At 26.8% G+C, this 22,957-nt stretch carries 21 protein-coding genes and 1 pseudogene; 6 read left to right on the top strand and 16 right to left on the bottom strand.

Translation table 11 applies throughout. The features are described 5' to 3' along the window. Window positions 1–319 precede the first annotated feature (319 nt). The 9 genes and pseudogenes from B5E58_RS11840 to B5E58_RS11800 all read right to left on the bottom strand — a co-directional run bounded on the left by B5E58_RS11840 (window position 320) and on the right by B5E58_RS11800 (window position 12,997). Window positions 320–3,394: a type I restriction endonuclease subunit R gene (locus B5E58_RS11840; RefSeq protein ID WP_088109867.1), complete on the bottom strand. Its 3,075-nt coding sequence runs from the start codon at window positions 3,392–3,394 to the stop codon at window positions 320–322. 49 nt (window positions 3,395–3,443) lie between these two features. Continuing rightward, complete coding sequence (locus B5E58_RS11835) at window positions 3,444–3,920, bottom strand: hypothetical protein (RefSeq protein WP_088109866.1); 477 nt, start codon at window positions 3,918–3,920, stop codon at window positions 3,444–3,446. Between the two features lie 15 nt (window positions 3,921–3,935). Beyond that, a complete protein-coding gene (locus tag B5E58_RS11830; RefSeq protein WP_088109865.1) occupies window positions 3,936–5,123 on the bottom strand; it encodes a restriction endonuclease subunit S in 1,188 nt (395 codons plus the stop codon). Next, window positions 5,113–6,615 (bottom strand): class I SAM-dependent DNA methyltransferase, encoded by a 1,503-nt coding sequence (locus B5E58_RS11825; protein WP_088109864.1) that lies wholly within the window; start codon window positions 6,613–6,615, stop codon window positions 5,113–5,115. The genes B5E58_RS11830 and B5E58_RS11825 overlap by 11 nt, the downstream gene beginning before the upstream one ends. 152 nt (window positions 6,616–6,767) lie before the next feature. Beyond that, window positions 6,768–9,223: pseudogene (locus tag B5E58_RS11820) on the bottom strand (DEAD/DEAH box helicase family protein). Beyond that, window positions 9,193–9,783, bottom strand: coding sequence for a class I SAM-dependent methyltransferase (locus tag B5E58_RS11815; protein WP_088109868.1), 591 nt, complete (start codon window positions 9,781–9,783; stop codon window positions 9,193–9,195). Before B5E58_RS11815 ends, B5E58_RS11820 begins: the two are co-directional and overlap by 31 nt. A gap of 117 nt (window positions 9,784–9,900) precedes the next feature. Continuing rightward, on the bottom strand, window positions 9,901–10,974 hold the full coding sequence (locus B5E58_RS11810) for a hypothetical protein (RefSeq protein ID WP_088109863.1): 1,074 nt from the start codon (window positions 10,972–10,974) through the stop codon (window positions 9,901–9,903). 131 nt (window positions 10,975–11,105) lie between these two features. Then, window positions 11,106–12,629: a M56 family metallopeptidase gene (locus B5E58_RS11805; protein ID WP_088109862.1), complete on the bottom strand. Its 1,524-nt coding sequence runs from the start codon at window positions 12,627–12,629 to the stop codon at window positions 11,106–11,108. Between the two features lie 5 nt (window positions 12,630–12,634). Then, a complete protein-coding gene (locus B5E58_RS11800) occupies window positions 12,635–12,997 on the bottom strand; it encodes a BlaI/MecI/CopY family transcriptional regulator (RefSeq protein ID WP_158097750.1) in 363 nt (120 codons plus the stop codon). Between the two features lie 418 nt (window positions 12,998–13,415). Between B5E58_RS11800 and B5E58_RS11795 the strand changes: the two genes are divergently transcribed. From B5E58_RS11795 to B5E58_RS11785, 4 genes are all read left to right on the top strand, one after another. Continuing rightward, a complete protein-coding gene (locus B5E58_RS11795) occupies window positions 13,416–13,838 on the top strand; it encodes a sigma-70 family RNA polymerase sigma factor (RefSeq protein WP_088109860.1) in 423 nt (140 codons plus the stop codon). Window positions 13,839–13,875: 37 nt separating this feature from the next. Further along, the gene (locus tag B5E58_RS13515) at window positions 13,876–14,124 is read left to right on the top strand and encodes a hypothetical protein (protein ID WP_158097749.1); all 249 of its coding nucleotides are present in this window, start codon (window positions 13,876–13,878) and stop codon (window positions 14,122–14,124) included. Window positions 14,125–14,330: 206 nt separating this feature from the next. Beyond that, the gene (locus B5E58_RS11790) at window positions 14,331–14,516 is read left to right on the top strand and encodes a helix-turn-helix domain-containing protein (protein WP_088109859.1); all 186 of its coding nucleotides are present in this window, start codon (window positions 14,331–14,333) and stop codon (window positions 14,514–14,516) included. A gap of 29 nt (window positions 14,517–14,545) precedes the next feature. Further along, window positions 14,546–15,613, top strand: a complete 1,068-nt coding sequence (locus B5E58_RS11785) for a tyrosine-type recombinase/integrase (RefSeq protein WP_088109858.1) — start codon at window positions 14,546–14,548, stop codon at window positions 15,611–15,613. Window positions 15,614–15,927: 314 nt separating this feature from the next. Here the strand turns inward: B5E58_RS11785 and B5E58_RS11780 are convergent, their stop codons facing one another. From B5E58_RS11780 to B5E58_RS11765, 4 genes are all read right to left on the bottom strand, one after another. Continuing rightward, window positions 15,928–16,284 (bottom strand): hypothetical protein, encoded by a 357-nt coding sequence (locus B5E58_RS11780; protein WP_242956669.1) that lies wholly within the window; start codon window positions 16,282–16,284, stop codon window positions 15,928–15,930. A 448-nt stretch (window positions 16,285–16,732) separates the two neighbouring features. Next, a complete protein-coding gene (locus B5E58_RS11775) occupies window positions 16,733–17,041 on the bottom strand; it encodes a plasmid mobilization protein (RefSeq protein ID WP_088109856.1) in 309 nt (102 codons plus the stop codon). After that, a complete protein-coding gene (locus B5E58_RS11770; RefSeq protein ID WP_242956668.1) occupies window positions 17,038–18,105 on the bottom strand; it encodes a site-specific integrase in 1,068 nt (355 codons plus the stop codon). The genes B5E58_RS11775 and B5E58_RS11770 overlap by 4 nt, the downstream gene beginning before the upstream one ends. A gap of 20 nt (window positions 18,106–18,125) precedes the next feature. Continuing rightward, window positions 18,126–18,314, bottom strand: a complete 189-nt coding sequence (locus tag B5E58_RS11765) for an ICEBs1 excisionase (protein ID WP_088109854.1) — start codon at window positions 18,312–18,314, stop codon at window positions 18,126–18,128. Between the two features lie 153 nt (window positions 18,315–18,467). Here B5E58_RS11765 and B5E58_RS11760 point away from each other — a divergent pair, with 153 nt between their 5' ends. After that, on the top strand, window positions 18,468–19,079 hold the full coding sequence (locus B5E58_RS11760) for a helix-turn-helix domain-containing protein (RefSeq protein WP_088109853.1): 612 nt from the start codon (window positions 18,468–18,470) through the stop codon (window positions 19,077–19,079). Between the two features lie 295 nt (window positions 19,080–19,374). On the opposite strand, the gene B5E58_RS11755 is transcribed toward B5E58_RS11760, so the two are convergent. The 3 genes from B5E58_RS11755 to B5E58_RS11745 all read right to left on the bottom strand — a co-directional run bounded on the left by B5E58_RS11755 (window position 19,375) and on the right by B5E58_RS11745 (window position 21,765). Then, window positions 19,375–19,674, bottom strand: a complete 300-nt coding sequence (locus tag B5E58_RS11755) for a helix-turn-helix domain-containing protein (protein WP_088109852.1) — start codon at window positions 19,672–19,674, stop codon at window positions 19,375–19,377. A 1-nt stretch (window position 19,675) separates the two neighbouring features. Continuing rightward, window positions 19,676–20,095: a sigma factor-like helix-turn-helix DNA-binding protein gene (locus B5E58_RS11750; protein WP_088109851.1), complete on the bottom strand. Its 420-nt coding sequence runs from the start codon at window positions 20,093–20,095 to the stop codon at window positions 19,676–19,678. 545 nt (window positions 20,096–20,640) lie between these two features. Then, window positions 20,641–21,765, bottom strand: a complete 1,125-nt coding sequence (locus tag B5E58_RS11745) for a hypothetical protein (RefSeq protein ID WP_088109850.1) — start codon at window positions 21,763–21,765, stop codon at window positions 20,641–20,643. Between the two features lie 245 nt (window positions 21,766–22,010). Between B5E58_RS11745 and B5E58_RS11740 the strand changes: the two genes are divergently transcribed. Beyond that, window positions 22,011–22,928 (top strand): hypothetical protein, encoded by a 918-nt coding sequence (locus B5E58_RS11740; protein ID WP_206608582.1) that lies wholly within the window; start codon window positions 22,011–22,013, stop codon window positions 22,926–22,928. Window positions 22,929–22,957: the final 29 nt, after the last annotated feature.

The following is a 22,957-nucleotide window of genomic DNA, read 5'->3' as shown; positions in this document are numbered from 1 at the left end:
ACATAATAGACTCATAAGGTCTTAATTTTATATTTATAGAACTGAATTCTTCATTATAATTACATATAATACAGTTGCAATATTTAGGAATTTACATCGGAACAAAAATTTATTTATCAAATTAGTTACAGAAAACATATAATATTAAATTTCATTTTTTCTTTTATATGATAATATTTAATTATATTTTTCTAAAACTCCATCAAAACTTCCATTTCATATTAATGATACAGTTTTTCTAATTTGTTATAATATTGAAAATTTGATAATATATATTGACTTTCTTATATTATAAATTTTATAGTAATCTTTATACAAATTAATTCATATTATCAGTCCACATTTCACATTGACTTATAACTGTCTGTACGGCATCTTCCATACCTTCTGGTGGGTATTTATATTTTTTCAATAATCTTTTTACCATTTTTCGCATTCCTGCTCTGGCACTTTCTTTTTTCTGCCAATCAATAGTACGATTTTTTCTTAAAAGTTCTGTAAGTTCTTTTGTAATTGCTATTAATTCTTCATTTTGATAAAAATCTTTAATAGCCTGTGGTTTTGTTAAGGCATCATAAAAAGCCAACTCATTCTCATTTAAACCAAGTTTTTCTCCTTCTGCATTAGCTGTTGCAATATCTTTTGCCAATTTCAAAAGTTCCTCTATAACTTCCTCATTTGTAAGCATTCCGTTTAAATATCTATTCATAGCACTTTGTATTCGTTCTGAAAATTTTTCTGATTTTACAACATTTGTACGGCGATATATAGATACTTGCTCTGCAATAAGTTTTTTAAGTAATTCAACAGCCAAATTTTTTTCTTTCATATTTGCCACTTCTTCTAAAAATTTAGGGTCAAACAATGAAAATTCTGTCTGTACATCAGAAAATAAATTTATAACACCCTCACTTTTTATACTATGCTTTAATAACTCATTTATCTTTTCATTTACTTCAGGTAATGTAAGTTTCTTATTTTCTCCATTAGAACTAAGTCTTACAAGCATAGTTCTTACAGCTTCAAAATATGCAGCTTCAAATCGCATATTTTCTTCTACTAAACTACTACATAAAGACAAAGCCTGCTTCATAAGCATAGCTTCTTTTACATAAACATATTGTGTACGTTCTTTTTCTGGTAAATTAATTTGTTCTCTGCTTTTACCTAATATAAAGTTTGTACCACCTGTAATAGCCTTTGCTTTTTTAAGGTCATCACCTGTCATAAAGTCTAAATAATCATATCCAAAGAAGAAATCACGACATACTTCTAATTTTTCCAAAAACTTAGGATAGGCAACTTTTCCAATATCAGTATCACCATAATTATTTTTGTCTCTTGCTGTGTAATCATTCATTGCCTGTTTAAGTGCAGAGGCAATTCCTACATAATCAACAACAAGTCCACCTTCTTTATCTTTAAAAACACGATTTACTCTAGCTATCGCCTGCATAAGATTATGCCCTGACATCGGTTTATAAACATACATAGTTGCAAGAGAAGGCACATCAAAACCAGTAAGCCACATATCAACAACAATAGCAATTTTCATAGGTGATGTATTATCTTTAAATTTTCGTGCCAATTCCTCTTTATATGCTCTATTTCCTATAATCTCTCGCCATTCTTCTGGGTCATTATTGCCCTGTGTCATAACAACAGCTATCTTTTCTGTCCAATCAGGTCTAAGCTGTAATATCTTTTTATATATTTTCATTGCAATAGATCTAGAATAAGCAACAATCATAGCTTTACCGGTCAAAAGATTTTCTCTGTAATTTTCATAATGTTCTAAAATATCATTTACCAAAGACTCAATAGTTTCTTCTGCACCTAAAATAGCTTCCATTTTGCCCAATTCTTTTTTACTTTTTTCTATAATATATGGGTCTGTATTTTGTGCCATAATATCATATTCAGTATCAATAAGTTTCAATATATTTTCATCAAGTTTTAGGTGTATAACTCGGCTTTCATAATAAACAGGTTTTGTTGTTCCGTCCTCAACTGCCTGTGTCATATCGTAAATATCTATGTATTCCCCAAAAACTTCCGTTGTGCTTCTATCTTTTGAAGAAATAGGTGTTCCAGTAAATCCTATATATGTTGCATTGGGCAAATTTTGTCTAATTATTCTTGCAGTACCTATTATTGTCTTTGCCTCAATTTCACCTTTTTCATTTTCTTTAAGAACAACTTTTTCTGTCAAACCATATTGTCCACGATGTGCCTCATCAGCCATTACAACAATATTTCTTCTTTCTGAAAGTGGTTCTTGACTTTCCTCAAATTTCTGCATAGTTGTAAATATAATACCGTTTGCCTGACGATTAGCCAAAAGCTCAATTAAATGTTTTCTACTTTCTGCCTGCTGTGGTGTTTGACGCAAAAAGTCTTTACATCTTACAAACTGGCTGTAAAGCTGATTGTCTAAGTCGTTACGGTCTGTAATTACAACAATAGTAGGACTTTCAAGAGCCTTTTGTAAATAGTGGGCATAAAATACCATAGATAAAGACTTTCCGCTTCCCTGTGTATGCCAAAAAACTCCACCTCTACCATCTGTAACAGTTGCATTTTTTGTTGACTCAATAGCTTTTTTAACTGCAAAATATTGATGATACCCAGAAAGAATTTTAAAAGTGTCTTGTCCGTCTACATTAAAGCATATAAAGTTTTTTATAATATCAAGAAATCTGTTCTTTTCAAATAACCCTTCAAAAAAAGTATCAAATGTAGCATATTGAGTATTTTCATAACTTCCATCAGTTGTTTTCCATTCCATAAAACGGTCTTCACCTGATGTAATAGTTCCTGCTTTTGAAACTAATAAATCACTCATAACACATATTGCATTATATACAAAAAGTGACGGTATCTCATACATATAATTTCTAAGTTGACGATAGGCGGCTGAAGCGTCTGTTTCCTCTCTTGAAGGTGATTTTAACTCTATAACAACCAAAGGTAAACCATTTAAAAATAATATAATATCTGCTCTTTTTTCAGAATTTTCAACCACAGTCCATTGGTTTATGGCTGTAAAATCGTTGTTTTCTATTTCTTCATAGTCAACTAAGTATACAATATTTGAGCGTTCTTCGCCTTTTTCAAAATATTTTACAGGAACTCCATTTTGCAGATAATCCATAAAAACCATATTTTTTTGTAAAAGAGTACCTGTTTCAAAATTTTTCAATTTATACAAAGCATCTTGTAAAGCGGAATATGGCAAATTTTTATTTATTTTTTCCAAAGAGGAAATAAGAATATCTTCATATAAAGGGTTGTGATAATCTCTTTCTATATCTGGTCCGTATATGTAGTTATAGCCTAAGTTTTGTAAAAGTTGAATTACAGCGTTTTCATAATTGGCTTCGGTAAATGGCATAAAATCACCTTCTTATTTTTAATAATTATAATATTTATAAGCTAAATTTTTATAAACTTATCCAATCAACACATTTTTTTGAATATTCTTTTTCAATTAAAACAGTTGCACCATAACGATATTTATAAACTCCATTTTTATCAATAAGTTTTTTTATCTTTATTTTATCTTTATCTTGGTTATCATTCCAATGAGTTTTAAACTCCAAAACAACAAGATTGTTATTATTATTTCCTCTTTCGTGGACAATAAGGTCTGGAATACACCCATTTTCCCAATTTGGCAATATTTTTTTATCTGTAATATTTCTGTTATATTCTATATCTATTGAATATTTTTCATACTCTTTACTTGTAAATTGTTTTTTAAAATTATTTTCAAAATATATACCAAATCTAAAAACAATACTTCTTTCAGAGCCATAATTATACTTACCTTGCTTTTCATTATAAATTATATATTTATCTTTTTCATAAAGTTCTTCTAATGATTTATAAATAATTTCTTTAATTTTTTTAAGTTCCATAAATATAAAACCTCTTTAAAATTCTATATTAGAAATATCAATTTCACCTGACATTAGTTTTGGAAGTAATGTATCACGGAGTTTTGCCAATTCATTATTTTGCTCATTGTTACAAGAAATCATATTATATACTGACTTTAAATGTTCATTTAATCTTATACCTGATTCATTATTTGGACAAGGTATTAAGCAAGAACCTAAATCCGATGGCTTTATTGAAGGAAATGTCGATGTACTTTGTTCCGCTAATTGTTGCATTTTTTCAATAAAATCATTATTTGTTATATGTAAATATATCAACTCATTAGAAACTTTTTCACACATACTTCTTATAACTGCAAAGCCAGTAGAAACAAGCATATCAGAAGATGGATTTGTTATAATTCCAAAATGTCGTTGATTAGGTCTTACAGTAGAATAAACTATATCTTTGTTTTTTATTTTTCTCTTTGCTCTACTTGGTAATTTATCTATTTGTGGATTTATACTTTGTATTTCACCTATTACACCATTTGTTATACTGCTTGTATCAAGATATGATATATGTTTCCAATTCTCATTAATAGAATAATTGTCTGGATTTATTAAAGCAATTTCATATAATGGAATAAAAGTATAATTTCCACTATTTTCAGATAACCATCTTTTAAAAATCGCCTGTGCTTGTTGCTCTAAATTATTGTTTATCTGCTGATTGAGTTCTATTTTGTCATCAATATTTTTTAGAAAAGCTCCTATTTTCTCTTGTTCTTTCAAAGGTGGAACTATTAATTCTAATTCCTCTAATACACTTTGTTGTACCCTTTGCCTTCCAGATGAACCAACCATAGATTTAATTGCAATATCTCTAAACTTAGGACTAATTGATAAATAATATATAAATTGTGAATTACTAATTCCTTTTTTAGCTCTTAAAACAATAAATTCTGTTGAACCAAAAGCAACTTCATCATCTTCTAAAAAATCAATATATGCAGTTTTTCCATTTTCAAGACAAGGAGTAATTCTAGCCATAATAGTGTCATCATTACAAAATTTAGTACCCCCTGAATAAGAAGATATTTCATAATCATATATTTTTTTTGAAAATGGTGATAACTTATCCATTGCAATTTTTTTTGAAACAGTTCCCTTTTTTAAAGTAATTTTAGGATTGAATTCTATAAAATCCTTAGCTTTTATTTTTTTCCACTCAGATTTCATACCCTATCGCCCCCAATTTCTCCCTTATCTCTTGTTCAAGATTGTGGGATTTTTTGAAAAGCTCTGATAACTCACTTGTGAGCCTTTCCATTTTTTCTTCAAAAGGTTCTCCGTCGTCTTCCTGTTCCTCAATTCCTACATATCTTCCCGGTGTTAATATATAGTCTTGTTTTCTTATTTCTTCTGTATCAACAACGGCACAAAATCCCTTTTCATCTTTCAATGTGCCTTCTATATATTCATTGTATGTTTGGGCAATTTTCAAAATATCTTCTTCTGTAAGCTCTCTAAGTTTACGGGTTACCATTTCTCCCATTTTTCGTGCATCAATAAAAAGTGTTTTTCCCTTCTGCTTTTTATCCTTTGACAAAAACCAAAGACAAACAGGAATTTGTGTTGTATAAAAAAGCTGTGTAGGCATAGCCACAATACACTCCACAAGGTCTGCTCCTATTATATTTTTTCTTATGTCACCTTCTCCTCCTGTCTGTGAAGAAAGTGAACCATTGGCAAGTACCATACCTATTTTGCCTTTAGGTGATAAATGGTAAATCATATGTTGAAGCCAAGCAAAGTTGGCGTTTCCTTCCGGTGGTGTGCCATACTGCCAGCGTTTATCATCTTTTAATTTATCACCGCCCCAACCTGAAAGGTTAAATGGTGGATTTGCCATAATATAATCTGCTCTAAGTGTTGGGTGGCAATCATCAAAAAATGTATCCGCATTATATTTTCCAAGGTCTGCCTCTATTCCTCTTATGGCAAGGTTCATTTGTGCCATTTTCCAAGTAGTTGGGTTTGAGTCCTGACCATATACAGATATATTTCTTATATTTCCACTATGATTTTCTATGAACTTTGCAGACTGTACAAACATACCACCACTACCACAGCAAGGGTCATAAACTCTACCGTTATATGGCTGTAAAACCTCTACCAATGTACGAACAACACAAGCTGGTGTGTAAAATTCACCTGCCAACTTTCCTTCCTGTTCTGCAAACTTTGAAAGACAATATTCATAAGTACGACCTAAAATATCTTTACTGTCACCATGTTCTATCATCTTAATATTTGTAAATAAATCAACAACTTCACCAAGACGGCGTTTGTCAAGTTCTTGACGTGCAAAGTTTTTTGGCAATATATCTTTTAATCTCTTGTTTTCCTTTTCGATACTTCTCATAGCATCATCAATAACTGTACCTATTTCAGGTGTATGAGCTGCTGCTGATATTACACTCCAACGGGCATTTTCTGGAACAAAAAATATATTCTCTGAAATATATTCGTCCATATCCTCCTCAAAACCGTCACCCTCTTCAACTAACTCTTGATACTTTGCCTCAAATCTATCAGAAATGTATTTCAAAAAAATAAGACCAAGTACAACAGATTTATATTCCGAAGCATCTATATTTCCACGAAGAACACAAGCTGCGTCCCAAATTTGTTTTTCAAAACCAATATTACTTGTATTTATTTCAGCCATTTTTAACCTCCTATAAACTATCAAATATGATAATTCATTATATCATAAAAAGTAACCCTTACAAAATATTATCTATTTTTACATATTTTATTATTATTTTTAAATTTTATTAACAAAATAAGCCCTATAAAAATATAGGGCTTGTATTATATTTAATTCTTTTTCATTTCATACCTTCTACGATAATACTCCATAGTTCTATACTCCAAAATATCTCTCATATGTTCTTTAAAAGCTATATTTTCAATTACACTTTTAAGTTCATCTCTTAATGAGATTGCATAGCCTTCTTTATCAACAAAAAATCCTTTGTCTGATGCTTTTAAAAATTTTATCGGCATTGTTTTTGCTTTGTTTATATGCTGTTTATCACTCATATTTTTATATTCTTCATAAGTAATATTAGAAGAAAAATCCTTCCAGTTTCTATCTTTATCAAAGAAATTTTTCCAACTTTCCAATACTTCTTCTTCTGTAACAGCAAGTCTTATATTTCCATTGTTATAAAAACTATAAAGTATAGGCATTTTATAGACCTTCTGCATATCCGTTGTTTCTATTATTGATATAAATTCTCTACCAATAGAATTATAAAGTTGTTTTTCATATTCTGATAATTCATTTAAGTCATTTAAAAATTCAAGATATTTACGGAACGGATTATCTTTTGAATGTTTCATACAATAATCATATATTTCTGCTTCCATATATGTAAAAAACTCCATTCTTATGGGAACTTTACCATCAAGTAATTCTTTAACACGATAAAATTCTTTATTTATTCTCTCTTTTACTGATAAAGATTTTTTATCCATTTCCTTAAATAGGTCAATAAGTCGCATATCAAAATCAACAATACAATCATCAGGATATTCCATATTTTGATAGTCATATACTTTTTTCTGACTGAATGATTTTCCACCACATAAAAAAAATGTACTTTTACCTGCTTTCTCATAGTTTCCTATAAAATCAAGTACATTAAGATATGATTTATTTTTATAAGTACGAAGTCCTCTACCTAACTGCTGTAAAAATACAACAGGTGACTCAGTAGGTCTTAAAAACATAACCATATCTAAAGAGTCAATATCCAATCCTTCATTAAACATATCAACTGAAAATATTACTTTTATTTCCTGATTTTTAAGTTTATTTATGGCTACTTCTCTATCTTCTGAAAACTCACCATCTGAATTACTGTAAACTGCTACTGAAGGTATTTCCCTTTTAGAAAATTCTCTTGCCATATCTTCAGCGTGTTGGCGTGAACAACAAAATCCCAATGCCTGTTTTGAAGGATATTTATTATAATATTTATATATTAAATCATATCGTCTATTGTTGTTTTTATAAATCTCTGTCAATTCTTTCTCATCATATTTTCCTTTTACAATATGAATTCCTGTATAATCTGTTTCATCATAAATTCCATAATAATGAAAAGGTACAAGGATACCTTTATTTATGGCTTCTTTCAATGAAATTTCATAAGGTACATTATAATCACAAATTTCATATATATTTTTTCCGTCCATTCTTTCAGGTGTTGCTGTAAGACCAAGCATAAATTTTGGCTTAAAATATTCTACTATCCTTTTATAGCCTTCATTAACTGCGTGATGAAACTCGTCTATTACTATATAGTCAAAATAATCTCTTGAAAAATACTTATTGTTTAGATACTCTTTTCTTCCAATAGTCATTACAGATGCAAATATAACAGATTTATTAGTGTCTTTCTGCTTTCCATAAAAGAAACCATAATCATCAGAGTTACGAACATTTTTAAATGAAATTGCTGCCTGTTTCAATATTTCTTCTCTGTGTGCCACAAAAAGAACTCTTTTATAATTTATAGAGTCAAAGGCTGCAATATATGTTTTACCTACTCCAGTAGCTGCCTGAACAAGTCCTTTTGTTGCCCCTTCTTTTCTGCTATCTTCAAGGGCATATAATGCTTCTATTTGAGCACCTCGTGGCTGAAATAAAAGACTTACATTTTCATCAACATCATCATACTTTGCTAAGTCTTTTGAAACAGCAGGCTTATGCCAGTTTTTAGAATAATGTTGCAACTCTTTATCATCTATAATTATTGAATGATTTAAAAATAAATCCTCAAATGTTTCAAAAAATAATTTGAAACTATTTTCATCAGATATACTATCAAATCTATAATTCCATTCAATACCTGATGTCAATGCACTTTTTGATATATTTGAAGAACCTATATAAATTTCACTATGATTTTTATAATGAAAAATATATGACTTTGGGTGAAAAGACTTATTTTTATCATTATAAAATCTTAAATCTATTTCATCGCCAAGTTCCTTTTTGATTAGATATAATGCAGAAGGCTGTGTAATTCCCAAATAGTTTCCTGTAAGAATTCTTATATTAACTCCTCTATCTAAAGCACTTTTAAGGTCTTTTAATATCATTCTTACACCTGACTCCATAAGGAAAGATACAATAATATCAATTCTATCAGCTTTGGCAATACTTTTTTTAATTGATAATATAACTGTCTATTTTTATTATTATCACCTGTAATAACATTGATATTTTGAATTATATCTTCCTCAATATTAAGTTGAGCCATTTTTCCTCACCTCGCCCAGGTCGTACATCTGATGTTATCCAGTATTCTTCTATTTTTAAATCCTTTATGTTTTCTACAAGTTTTTTAAAAGATATTTCTGTCATATCGGTAAAATATCTCCCGTTTCTTTCTCCTTCAAAATCTCCATATTTGAAAGATGTATATATAATTCCATTTTGTTTTAAAGCTAAATTCATTTTTTCAATTACCCTTACAAGTTCTTTATATTTCAAATGTAATATTGAAGAACAAGCCCATATGCCATTATATTTATCTATAACAGAAAGCTGTTGAAAATACATATGTTTTACATTTATACCTGTATAGTCACTTGCCAATTTACAAAGTTCTTCTGAACCATCTATTGCATCTACTTTAAATCCATTATCTATAAAATATTTTGTATCTCTCCCAGAACCACAACCAAAGTCAAGTATATAGTCACCTTTTTCTAACTTATCAATAAATTTATGTTGAACCTTTGTAAAATCAACTGATATAGTTCCTTGAACAAAATCTTTTGCATTTTCATTATAATAATCTATCGTTTTATTTGAAATCAAATCTTAATTACCACCTTTTTATTTTTATAAAATAAGTTTACATTATTTTTTAAATTTTTACAAAATATTATAATTAATTAGAAAAATAAAAGAGTCCTGAAATCAGAACTCTAATTATAATAATATATTTATACGATTTTTAAACATTTCATAGTATTGAGGTAATGAATTAAATAAGTTTTCTTCTATTGGTTTAATTTGATTTAAACCTATATTTCTTACTGCTTCCAAAGCTCCTTCCTTTTGTGTCATTCTTACACCAAATGTAGTTTGACAGTTTGCACCTTCTATGGAATCATATGACTGAAAAGACTGATTAAAATCCATTAATTTATGAAGGCATATTGGTTGATTATTACTATTATCAACTAGTACTCCCCAATTTCCCCAATGTCTATCAGTATTTCCAACTAAATAATCAATAATATTCATCATATAGTAGTTATATGAATCAATTTTTAATATATATTCTTTAGGTTTAATATCTTGATTTTGCAAATAAATTTCAAGGGTTTCCATAGAAGCAATAGAATATTCTTTTGATGTAAAATTTTCACTTACAGTTACTTTCTCCCCATCAAAATATCCTTCTTCATATATAACTTGAGGCACATCAAAACACTGACAAATTTTACTTGCAAGTAATTCTCTTTCTACTGCATCTTTGTCCCCATCTTTTAATAATACAAAACCTTTATTTTTTCTTTTCCATGCTTTTGGGAAACAACCATTTGTTGATAAATCACGAGCAAGACTTGTGCTATCTACTGTATACTGTTTTCCTCTCAATGCAATATCTATAAAAATATCACTTAAATGATTTTCATAAAGATTAATTTCTTCAAATGATACTTTCTCTCCTTCTTCTCTTACCCAAAATACATCGGTTAAAGAAGCACAACGATAAGTTAATGCAATTTTAGCACGGTCTTTATCTGTAACCGCTTGTTTCATTCCTATACTGTTTAATATTTCTTTAGCATATTTACGGTCAAGTGTCAAAACTCTTGTAGCACACCAATAATAAAAATTAGTTATGTTATTAACTAGCGTTTCAATATCTTCATCTTCCTCTAAATATAAGTTATAAGGAAGAAAATCAGGTGCATATATTTTACATCTACCAATATAATCTATTTTTGCAACTACTTTGTTTATATGCATAATTTCATAGTTTTTCTTATCCAATTAAATCACCTCCATTTCAATATAATATATAACCTTATATTTACGAAAATTTTAACATTATTGTACATCTTAGTCAAATCTAATAGTGCATATACCAGCAACCACTCAAAAATTATATCTTTATTATATTATTAATTATTAAATTTACAAAATACACCTTTTAAGTACTTATCAGGATAGGACAAAGTAACTCTATAATTTAAACCATCTTTCAATTCTACATTAACATCAACCATTTTATCATTTATATTTTCATCTATATTTGAAAAATATGTACTTTTTATATAACTCTTTTGAACTCCCAAAACATCATTTGCCCTTTCAAACCAGCTCTCATCAGATACTATATCATTTTTAATATCTTCCGTTATAGTTTCAGACTTTTCGTACAATCCAGATGTTGCAGCTGCTATTGAATTTTCATTAGGCATTACCCAAACTGCATAATCATTAGTTTTTTCATTGGTATCAGCAAATAATCTTACAAACCAGCAATTAGGTTGAATTGAACTTTCATCATTATAACCAGCACTAATAGAAAGACTATTTGTATCTACATTAAAATATTTTTCTATATATTCCTTTGATATATTTATGGCTTCTTCTTCATTTTCTACTGATATTTTAGTATCATTTTTTTCAAATATAGTTTCCTCAACAGTATCATTTTTATATGTATTATTAACAGCCTTTATTGATTTAAAATTAAAGAAATTTGAAAATAAAATCAAAACAAAAATAAATAAAGCTGTAATTTTAAAATACTTATGTTTGCTATTATCCATAATAATTTGAACTCTCCTTTTTAAAATTTCTTTACCATTTTTAGAAAACATTACTGCAAAAACTGATTTTTTATTTGATATCTCAATTTGATTTAAAAGCATATATCCATATTTTTTTCTTTCATATTTATCCATATACTTTGTAACAGTTTCATCACAGGAATATTCACAAGCTTCATTTATATTACATAAAACTATATATGTAATAGGATTGAACCAATGGACAATATGAACTGTCAAAGCTAAGATTTTATAAAAAATATCTTTTCTCTTATAGTGAGTTAATTCATGTTTAAAAATAAGTTTTAACTCATCAATATTAAATTCTTTTACAGGTAAAATAATTGTAGGCTTTAAAATTCCTGTAAATATCGGAGATTTAACTATTTTACTTTCTTTAAGTTTGATATGTCTATGTATATTCATTTCATTACAAACCGACTCTAAAGAATATAGATATTCTTTTTTAGATACACCATTAATACATATTTTTAATTTATGCTTAAATCTTAAATAAATAATAATGTAATATATCGAAAACAGTAAAAATCCTATAAAATACAACTTCAAAATAATATTATCAAAAAAATTAAAAGTGCTAACAACATTGTTATCATTAGTAAATTCAATGCTTTTAGGTATAAAAATAAAATTATTTGTAATTGTATTTGTAAAATTATAATCTGTGGTTTTAAATGTAACATAGTTTAATAAGTCTAATTTATATGGAAAACAAAATGAAAACAACACAAGTATCCATATATAATAGTACCAACTACCACCATATTTTTTAATTAATATAGGTTTCAATAAAATTAAAATCAACGAAAAAATACTACCCATTAAAGTAAGTTGAAATAATATATTCATATAATTTATTCGTCCCTTTCAAGAATTGATTTTAATTCTTCCAAATTACTTTCACTAATTTCATTATCTTCAAACAATGCTGCAAAGAAATTTTTAGCAGAACCTTCATAAAACTCATTTAAAAAATTCTTTGAGCACATCTTTTTATATTCCTTTTCAGAAATAATACTATTATAGATTTTTCCTCTTCCATTTTTCTCAGCCTTTAAAAATCCTTTATCTACAAGTCTTGACATTAAAGTTAAAACCGTAGTAATTTTCCATTGTTTTTCCGGTATCGCCTCCATTATATCTTTACTTGTAACTCCCCCATCATATTTCCATACAATATTCATTATCTCCATTTCAGCTTCTGATATTTTTTGCATATAATCAACCTCCATTTATTTCTACACTTTGTAGAATTTAGTTTAATTCTACATCACGTAGAATTGTTTGTCAATATTATAAAAAATAAATTTTAAGTCATTCACGTTTTGACAAATTTTTCAAATCCATTTTCATATAATTAAAGAGTCCACAGTAGTATTAAGATTATGTTGGGAGTGATTATATGAATATGGATAAATTTAAACATCTATTTTTTAAACCTGATATAATTCTAAATATTTCAAACAGATATATAATAAATTACATATACAGTTTCTTAAATCACCAAAAAGGAGCAGTCTGTGTTTTTTAATAAACATCAGAACTGCTCCTTTTTTATATTTTAATTGTAGGTCACCTCCCCTTATTTTAATTAGTTTTAATCAAAAAACTATATGATTGAAAGGGGTTGTAATTATGAAAAATATAAATTTAAAAGACTTATATCCAGACTGTTTTGAAGATATTTTTATTGAATTATCTGATGATATTTTAGATGTATTTAATGACTTTTTAAAAGCTGAAAACGCTTATAACAGAAAGAAATATCGCTACAACGCTTACTATTCTCTTGACCGTAACGACGGAATAGAAAGAGACTTGTTAAATCCTCCTTTTTTGACTGATAAAATGTGTGAAAATAATATTTTAAATGAACAGATTTATAACGCTTTAAAAACCCTTCCCCCAGAACAATTCAGAAGAATTTATCTCCATTATTTTTTGAACATGAATAAAACAGAAATAGCAAAAATTGAAGGTGTTACAGAAGGTGCTGTGAGGCTTTCTATCAAAATAGGGCTTAAAAAAATTGAAAAAATCATTGAAAAATATTTATAAAAATACCTACGATTTTCTTTAATTTTTGTCACGGTTTATGAAAAGAGATGTTATATCTTTAGTGAACCTTGAAAACTTAATACAATATTTCGAGTACATAACTTATATCGCCATAAAGGCAAAGCCGTTAACTGACACCGCCATAATGAATATTATTCGGAGCGATAAAGTGTCACTGTTAAAACCAGTAAGGGCAATACTGGAAGCGATGACAGATATAAGGGATAATGATACTTTCTCACGACCTCCCACAGACTTGAGGAGGAGACTCTTGTGTATACTGTAAAAGATACATAGGAGCTATGATGTCCTGCCAAGACTGCTCGAAATACTTATTTTACATATTTTCAGCCTACTCGCATAATAGACAACTCTTTTATAAAAAGTTATTATTAAAAAAGAGTAAAACAGCTGTTATGCTTTAAAATGAACCTTGAAAACTTAATATTGTCTACTGTTGGATTTTTTATTTAGGAATTAAGGAGGATACAAATGAAACAATATCTTACAGCTAATGATATATCTGAAGCACTTAATATAAGTGTTAGTAGTGCTTATAGAATAATAAAAAAGTTAAATATTGAACTTAAAGAAAAAGGATATATTGTAATATCGGGAAGGTGCCCTATTGCTTTCTTTAAAGAAAAATATTATGGCTTTGATGAAAATAAACAATAAACAATAAATTGCTTGCAAGGAGGATTAATATGTCAGTATCAAAAGACAAATCCACCGGTAAGTGGATGGTACAATGGAGAGTAAAAGATTTACAGGGCAAAGTTATACATAAAAAGAAACGTGGTTTTAAAACAAAAAAAGAAGCTCAAGAATGGGAAGTATTACAAAGAATTAAAGTAGAAGATAGTTCTTCAATGTTATTTTCTTTATTTATTGAACTGTATTTTCAAGATATGCAACATCGCGTTAAAAAATCTACTTATAAAAATAAAATACATTTAGTTGAAAAAAAGGTTACTCCTTTTTTTGGGCACATGAAATTAAACAGTATAACACCTAAACATATTAGAGACTGGCAAAATTTATTGACTTCATACCGTGATGAGAAAGGTAACCCTTATTCTCAAACCTATCTGAAAACAATAAATAATCAAATCACAGCTATATTCAACTATGCTGTAAAATATTATGACCTTAAAGAAAATCCTTGTCACAAAGCTGGTGGAATGGGTAAAAAGAATGCTGATGAAATGCTTTTCTGGGTTAAAGAAGAATTTGACAAATTTATTGAATGCATAAAAGATAAACCTCAGTCTTATACAGCCTTTATGTTGCTTTATTATACTGGAATACGTTCTGGTGAGCTTGCAGCTTTAACGAGAGGTGATATAAACCTTGAAAAACTTACTATCACTATAAATAAGTCTTATCAGAGAATAGACAAAGAAGATATAATAACAACACCTAAAACTCCAAAGAGCAACCGTGTTGTAACTATTCCTCAAAAACTGGCAGACTGTTTAGAAGATTATTTTAAACTTTTATATGGTCTTAAAGATGATGACAGAATTTTCCCTTTCACAAGACACTTTTTAAATCACGAAATGAAACGAGGGTGTAAGTTATCTGGTGTTAAAAAAATACGTGTTCACGACCTGAGACACAGTCACGCATCTCTTTTAATAGAAATGGGATTTTCTCCACTATTAATTGCAGAAAGATTAGGTCATGAGAAAATAGAAACGACACTCAACACATACAGTCATTTATATCCTAACAAACAGGTGGAAATAGCGGATAAACTTAATAATTTTTAATTATTCCCTCAAAAAAATAAACGGAGCCTTTATGTAGCCATCAACAATAAAAAATCCGGATAACCCTTGATTTACAAGGGTTCCGGATTTTTGTTTATTATTCGAACTCATCTCATAAGAGTTTAATTTTGGTAACTTATATAGTATTTATAATACTTTTTTCATTATATTTGCTATATTATCATATGTTATTTTAGTTGTTGTAAAAATTGTACTCAAATCGTACTCAATAATTTAAATATAACAAAAGAGAAAGTTTCCTTATTTTAAATCCAATATACGTTCAATTTTGTTTTTCTTAAGTCGTTTATTAATCATTTCTCTAATTTCTTCTTGATTAGCTTCTTCACAAGAAGTTCCTCTACGTACATAATCCTATTCATTTTTAAGTCGTTACTATCCTTTTTTGAAAGAAATAGCAAAAATTTTGGATTATTTTCAATAACTATCATTTGATACTTATGATTATTTAACTTATCATATTCTGAGGACTCATAAACAAAATCATATATGTCATACTTAAGATCAGAAGAAACTAACTTTTTAATTTCATTATAAACAATCGCCTTATCTTTTATTTTTTCAATACCTGGAAATGTAAACGTTTTATTCTCATTTTCATGAATTCCAAATATTATTATATCACCACCAGAATTCACAATTGCTAACATCTCTTTTGCAAGTTTGTGCTGGTCAATCCATTGTTCTTTAAAATCTATGTTATTGTGTTCTCCTGTTTGTCCTCTTAAAAACTCACGGAAATTGTCTAATGTTGGCTCTTAAAGTAATTTATAAACTATATCTTTTACCTGTTTTGGAAATTGCATATCTATTTTTATCCACTTCTTATAAATAAATTTATTAGTGTTATAAAGAAATGTTCTCTATTAAATATTAATAAATTTTATGTATTATTATATATCACATTTTAATTTAATTCTATAAAGTGTTAACAGCAAAAATTTTTTTGATTATATAACACTTCTTTTTATTAATTATACAATAAATATACGATATATTCAAACTAATTAGAAAAATGTGATAAATAGCATTATAACTTTAAAAATTAATATATAATATAAGTTTATATAACCTAAAACTTATTTAATTTATAATTTATTACTTTGTAATATTTATAAATTGTTCCATAAGAACTTTACACTCTTCAAGTAAAGCTATCAACTCTTCTGAATTACTATCTATACATTGGAGTTGTTTATATAATCTTTGTATTTCAATACTTAATCTATCACTTTGATATTTACCTACAGTAATATTTATTTGTTTATTGAGAACAGACTCTATTATATATTTTCCTTTAGGCATACCAGTTAATTTAATTCTTGCTTCAAGTTCTCTTTGTTCTTCAGGAGAAACTCTAAAACTTACCATATGATTTCTTTTTCTATTTTTATCCAAGCCACTCAAATTAATCCCTCCTTATACTCAACATCTAACTTTTCAGCTAATATACATTGTTTATCTGGATAAAGATGAGAATATGTATTTAATGTAGTTTCTACTTTTTCATGACCTAATCTTTTTGCAATTTCTAAAGGCGAAAAACCCATTTCAACAAGTAAACTTGCATGAGAGTGCCTTAAATCATGTATACGTATTTTTTTAACTCCACTATTTTTAATTCCCCTTTTCATTTCATATTCCATAAAATATTTAGTAAATGGAAAAAGTCTATCCTTATCACATAAATCATATAAACTATCTATATAATCTTTTATGTCTTCTAATAGAAAATCTGGTATTGATATAATTCTTTTACTCTTAGGAGTTTTTGGTGGTGTTATAACATCTTTTTTATCTATTCTTTGGTATGACTTTGTTATAGAAATTGTTTTTTCTTCAAAATTTATATCATTAATGGTAAGAGCCAAAAGCTCACCTATCCTCATTCCTGTCCAATACAAAACCATAAATGCCACATAGGATTGTCTTTTGTCCATAATAGAATTGATAAAATTCATGAATTCTTGCCTAGTCCAAAAACTCATTTCTTCAGCTTTACTTTTTCCAATACTTCCTGCTTTAGCACAAGGGTTACTTTGTAAATCATAATATTTTACAGCATAATTAAATATTGCATTTAGCTGATTATTTATACTTTTTAAATATGTTGGAGAATAGTTTTGCTTTATAAGTTCGTTTTGCCATTTTCTTATATCTGCTGGTTTAATATCATTTACTCTTTTATCTCCGAAATATGGAATAATTTTAAGATCTATAATATATCGTTTGCTTCTCATTGTGTATTCTCTTAATCTTGTACTCATATCATTATAATATATTTCTAAAAATTCACTAAATTTCATATTAAAATCAGCATTTTTAGACATAAGAAAATTTCTAAGCCATTCTTCAGCCTCTCTTTTAGTCTTAAATCCTCTTTTAGTTGATTTTCTTCTTTTACCTTGCCAATCTGTATATCTATATTGAATTAACCATTTTCCTGTTTTAGAGTCTTTTTCAGCCTTCACCTTTCCATCCCCCCATACCACTATGCAATAAAGCCATACCATCGTTTTTCAAAATATCTTCTTGGTACTTTTCCAGATATAACAATAAATCCTGCTTGTTCAAGTTCTTTATTAAGTTGTCTTATAATCTTATATGCATGACCTGTTGAAATACCCAACATTTCAGAAAGTTCATTTGCAGTAATATAAATTTTAGCTTCTGTTGCCATAAAATTACCTCCTTTTTATTATATTATCATATAAATATTATTATATTAATATAATATAGTATGTCAATATTCATTATATATAATTAGTATTTTAAATTTTAATTGTATTTGTTATAATAATTAAAGCAAAGTATACGGGAAAGGTGGAGCATTATGCAAGAAATTAACCTTGGCGAAAAATTACAAACTTTAAGAAAAAGTATGGGATATACACAAAAGGATTTTGCTAAATTTTTAGATATTCCTCAACCTTCTCTTTCTTCATATGAAAACAACCGTAATTCTCCGACAACTGATGTTCTTGTAAATATCTCAAAGAAATGCAATATATCTTTAGATTGGTTATGTGGTATATCATCAAATTTACACACAATTTCAACATTGGGTGATATATCAGAATTCTTATATAATTTACTAGAAATAAATGAAATAAATATTGAAATAGAAATAAATAATAGTTCATCAAATGATAACAAAATAAACAATGATAAGTCATATGTAAATTTAATAATTTATAAAGATGATAAAAAATATAAATATAATTCTTTTTTATATAAAATTATAGAAAAAATTCAAGAAAACACGAGCGACTTTAAATCATACTTAATATCAAAAGATATATATGAAATAGAAAAATCTAGAAATCATGAATATTATAATTTACCAGTGACAAAAAAATATTTACCTAATTTAAGTCGTAATGAACGTCTTAAAAAACATATTGAATATATGAAAACATTGTCAGAAGAAGACTTAAAACTGTAATTTAGTTTTAAGTCTTTTTTGTTATTTTCATTTTTTAAATAATTTAATACATAATATTATAAAAATAAACTATACTTAAACCTATTTAAGACTAATTTAATTAAAATATATAATTATATATTTAAAGATAAGCAAACGGTTTAACCCCATAAGTCTGTTGTATAACAGCTTGTCCTCATATTTGACGACCTATTTCCATTGCCTGGGACGGTTTTTTCACGCTCGGACTGTGGCTAAATAGAAGTATCATTACTATGTTATTTACTTATTTACAATATTAAATTTTTTAAAATTTTTATTTATATGGGTTAAAATTCATAATAGATGTAATTAAGCTTGTTATTAGTATACGTTTTACTGTTCCGTTAACTTCTTCTTTATAACCTCCATACCCATCATCAACAACTCGTTTTGATAGCTTATTTATATATGGCTCATAAATATCAACGATTTTCATTATTGCTAGCGTATCTCCAGAAATTGCTGCTAAAACAGTTTCATTGTCAAGTTTTTCTCTACTTGAAAAAAACTTTTTTCTCATTTCATTGATTTGTTTTTCATCAGATTTTTCATTTTGAACTTTCACATTATCCATATCATTTTCCCCTTTTCATTAAATTTTTTATATATTTAAGTGCCGATTTTCTGTTATACTGTACAGAACTTCTAGGTATTAACATATATTTACCTATTTCTTCATCTGTCATATCCATAAAAAAACTTAATAAAATAATTTCTCTTTTCTTTTCTGAAAGCAACATTAATGCTTTGTAAAGCATTTCATTCTCAATAGCTATCTCAAAGTCACGAATATTTATTACAAATTTCAAAATATTATAATCGTCTAATGTATATAGTTGATAAAATATATCTTCACTTAATTTTGAATATAAGACTATTTTATCTTGCATTCTTTTCTCAGTTTTCAAAATTTTATAGTTACTAAATTTTAAAGATTTTTTACAAAAATAATCAAACCTATTTAATAATGAATTTTCGAAAGAAAGTAATTTCATAAATAATCACCTCCTTTCTAAAAATATTAAGTTTTAATAAAATCCTCCTTTACTTAATAAAATCTTCATATAACTAAAAAAAGCCAAATTTTTTGTAATATTTACAAGAAATATATATTTTTGTAAAAAACTAACATATAAGATATATAATAAATTTATATTTTTATATTAAAATATTAATAAGAAAAATATGATTTTTTATTCAATTATATGTAAAAATTGTATTTTATTGTATAAAATTAGCACTAATAACACTTGTTAATATATAAAAACAGAAAATATGGATTATGAACAAAAAAGAAAATATATGTTATAAAAACTTAGATAAGTATATTTGATAAAAAATGTATCTATTTGATAATATTTTTAAGATGTGAAAAAATGAAAATAAAAAATTTTTAATGTTTATAGTTTTATCTATATTTAGTTGTAATTGAATAAATATATAATTTTTAAATAAAAAGCGTATCATAAAAAATGATACGCTTTTCTTCTAATAATACTTGAAATTAAAATATTTTTAAATTTATAATGTCACTTAATGCTTAAGAAACCGTAAAAACAAGTCTTTTTCCTGCACAACTATTTGTACCTAAAACATATCTAAATGTATCTGTTTTATTACTAGCAACCTCCACAGAAATACATTTCCATGAATTATACATTCCTGAAGTATTTCCGCTTAAAGTAGCATATTTTGTATCAGTTCCAGAGTTTATAATACAATATTCGTTTACATTATTAGTTTCTGTTTTAATATAGATATTAAAAGTTTTAGATGCACTAGATGTATCATTTACAAATTTAATAGGAAATTCATATATAACTCCCCAATTTCCAAGATTTTGTCCAGAAGTTGTTGGAGAAACTGTAACACTAGATGGATTTGCTAAATGAATTGGAAGCAAATCAGAACTATTTGTTGTATTATTTATTTTTAAATTAGAAATATTTGTTGAATTTAATTTTATATATTTTTTTCTATTCTGTAACTCACTAGCATATAAAGTAATTGTATTTGCTACATACTTATATCCATCTGAATATCCAGAATATTGACCACCCATATCTGTTTTAGGAATTATTGTAGCTGTACCATCTATATATCCTTTATTATTATATATATATGCTGTTACAATAGCTTGTTTATCAATCTGAAATTCTAATAAACCACTATAAAGCCCACTATAATTTGGCAATGATTTTTCGAACCAATAAGATTTATTAGCACCTATTGAAACTGTATTTCCAGAAGAAGAATTGAAATAATCTTTAATTGTCTCACCTGCTACACCAGCCCAACTACCTTTATCTGAAGAATAATTTGTACCATGTCCAAGTTTCAACTGTTTATAACTAAGTGTTCCACTATTTGGATTAAATATTTGTATACCAAAATAAAATGGTGTTTTTGCAGCATCACTACTGTTATTATATTGATATGAGAAGAAAATCTGGTGTGTTCCAGCTGGAACAACTACCTGATTTAAACATTTATTATTAGCATTTGCTTCTCCAAACATATTATTCTTTAATGCTTCAGGATAATTACAATATATAAATTTCTTATTTTTATCAAGTGTATAATTTACAGATAAATTAACATCTGTAGATAAATTTGTTAAATTTGTTAAATTATTTCCGGACGCAGATAAAATATTAAAAGACATATGGCTTTATCCCCTTTCTTAAAGTATATTTTTTTAATAAATATTTTTGTAAGTAGCTACTTATATTTATTAAAGATAAAATTAATGTATATTTAGCAACCTAAATAATAGATAAAATTTTATATTTTTAAATTATTGTATAATTATTGTAATTTTAGTCTTTAATTGCCATTTCAACATATATATGTTAAAATATTTATATAAAATTATATTTTTAATATTTTTAGAAAGGGAGTGTTTATATTATGAATAAAAGAATTACATTTATATTTATTTTATTATTAAGCTTCGTTTCATTAAGTTTTAATGTATTTGGTGCAACAAAAGTCATAGGTAAAGTATTAAATACTGATATTGTTGCCTATATTAATGGGCTTCCAATAAAATCTTATAACATAGAAGGATATACAGGTATTGTTGCAGAGGATTTGCTTGATTATGGTTTTGATGTAACATACAATAATGAATTTAGAACATTAAGTATAAGACAATATATAAAAGATAAAGAAGTAACAGCAAACTATATCCCAGAAAAAAATATAACAAAACCTATTGGTTCTTTTGTCTCAAATGTCTATTCAACAGATATTATAACAAAGGTAAATGGTGATACAGTAACATCTTATAATATTGGTGGGAAAACAATTATATTAATAGATAGTCTTTCAAGTTTTGGAGATGTAAAATGGTATCCAACAGAACGAAAAATATGTTTTGATTATATTCCAAGTTGGAGTCTAAAACTTGAAAATGATTATAATAAAGATACATCAGCAAGTATATCGAATTTCATTTTAGAAGTTACAAGAAATTCATTAGGTGGCTTTGATGTAAGTGGAGAAAATAATCAATATTTAACATATGTAGAATTTAATTGGGATAAAGTTGAAGGTTTATATTTTAAGTTTTCAATATACGGAAATGTAAATATACAAACAACTAAACTTTTAGAAAAATTAAATAATATTGCAAATAATAATAATATTTATTATAGTATCAATCTTGCAAATGATTACATGAAAATAAGTATTAATAACAATGATATATCCATAAAAAATGTTAAACTTGGTGGAGGTAATGGTCATATTGATTACTACTTCTATTTGGATAAAGAAATATTAGATTTAGATGATATACATTCAATTAGAGTGGAATGTAAATAATAAATTAATATAAAAAAGCCTTATATAAT

The sequence above is a fragment of the Tyzzerella sp. An114 genome (assembly GCF_002161055.1).
Lineage (GTDB): Bacteria > Bacillota > Clostridia > Lachnospirales > Anaerotignaceae > Fimicola > Fimicola cottocaccae.
The sequence above is the reverse complement of the archived record's forward strand: the minus strand, read 5'-3'. Positions and strand labels throughout refer to the sequence as shown.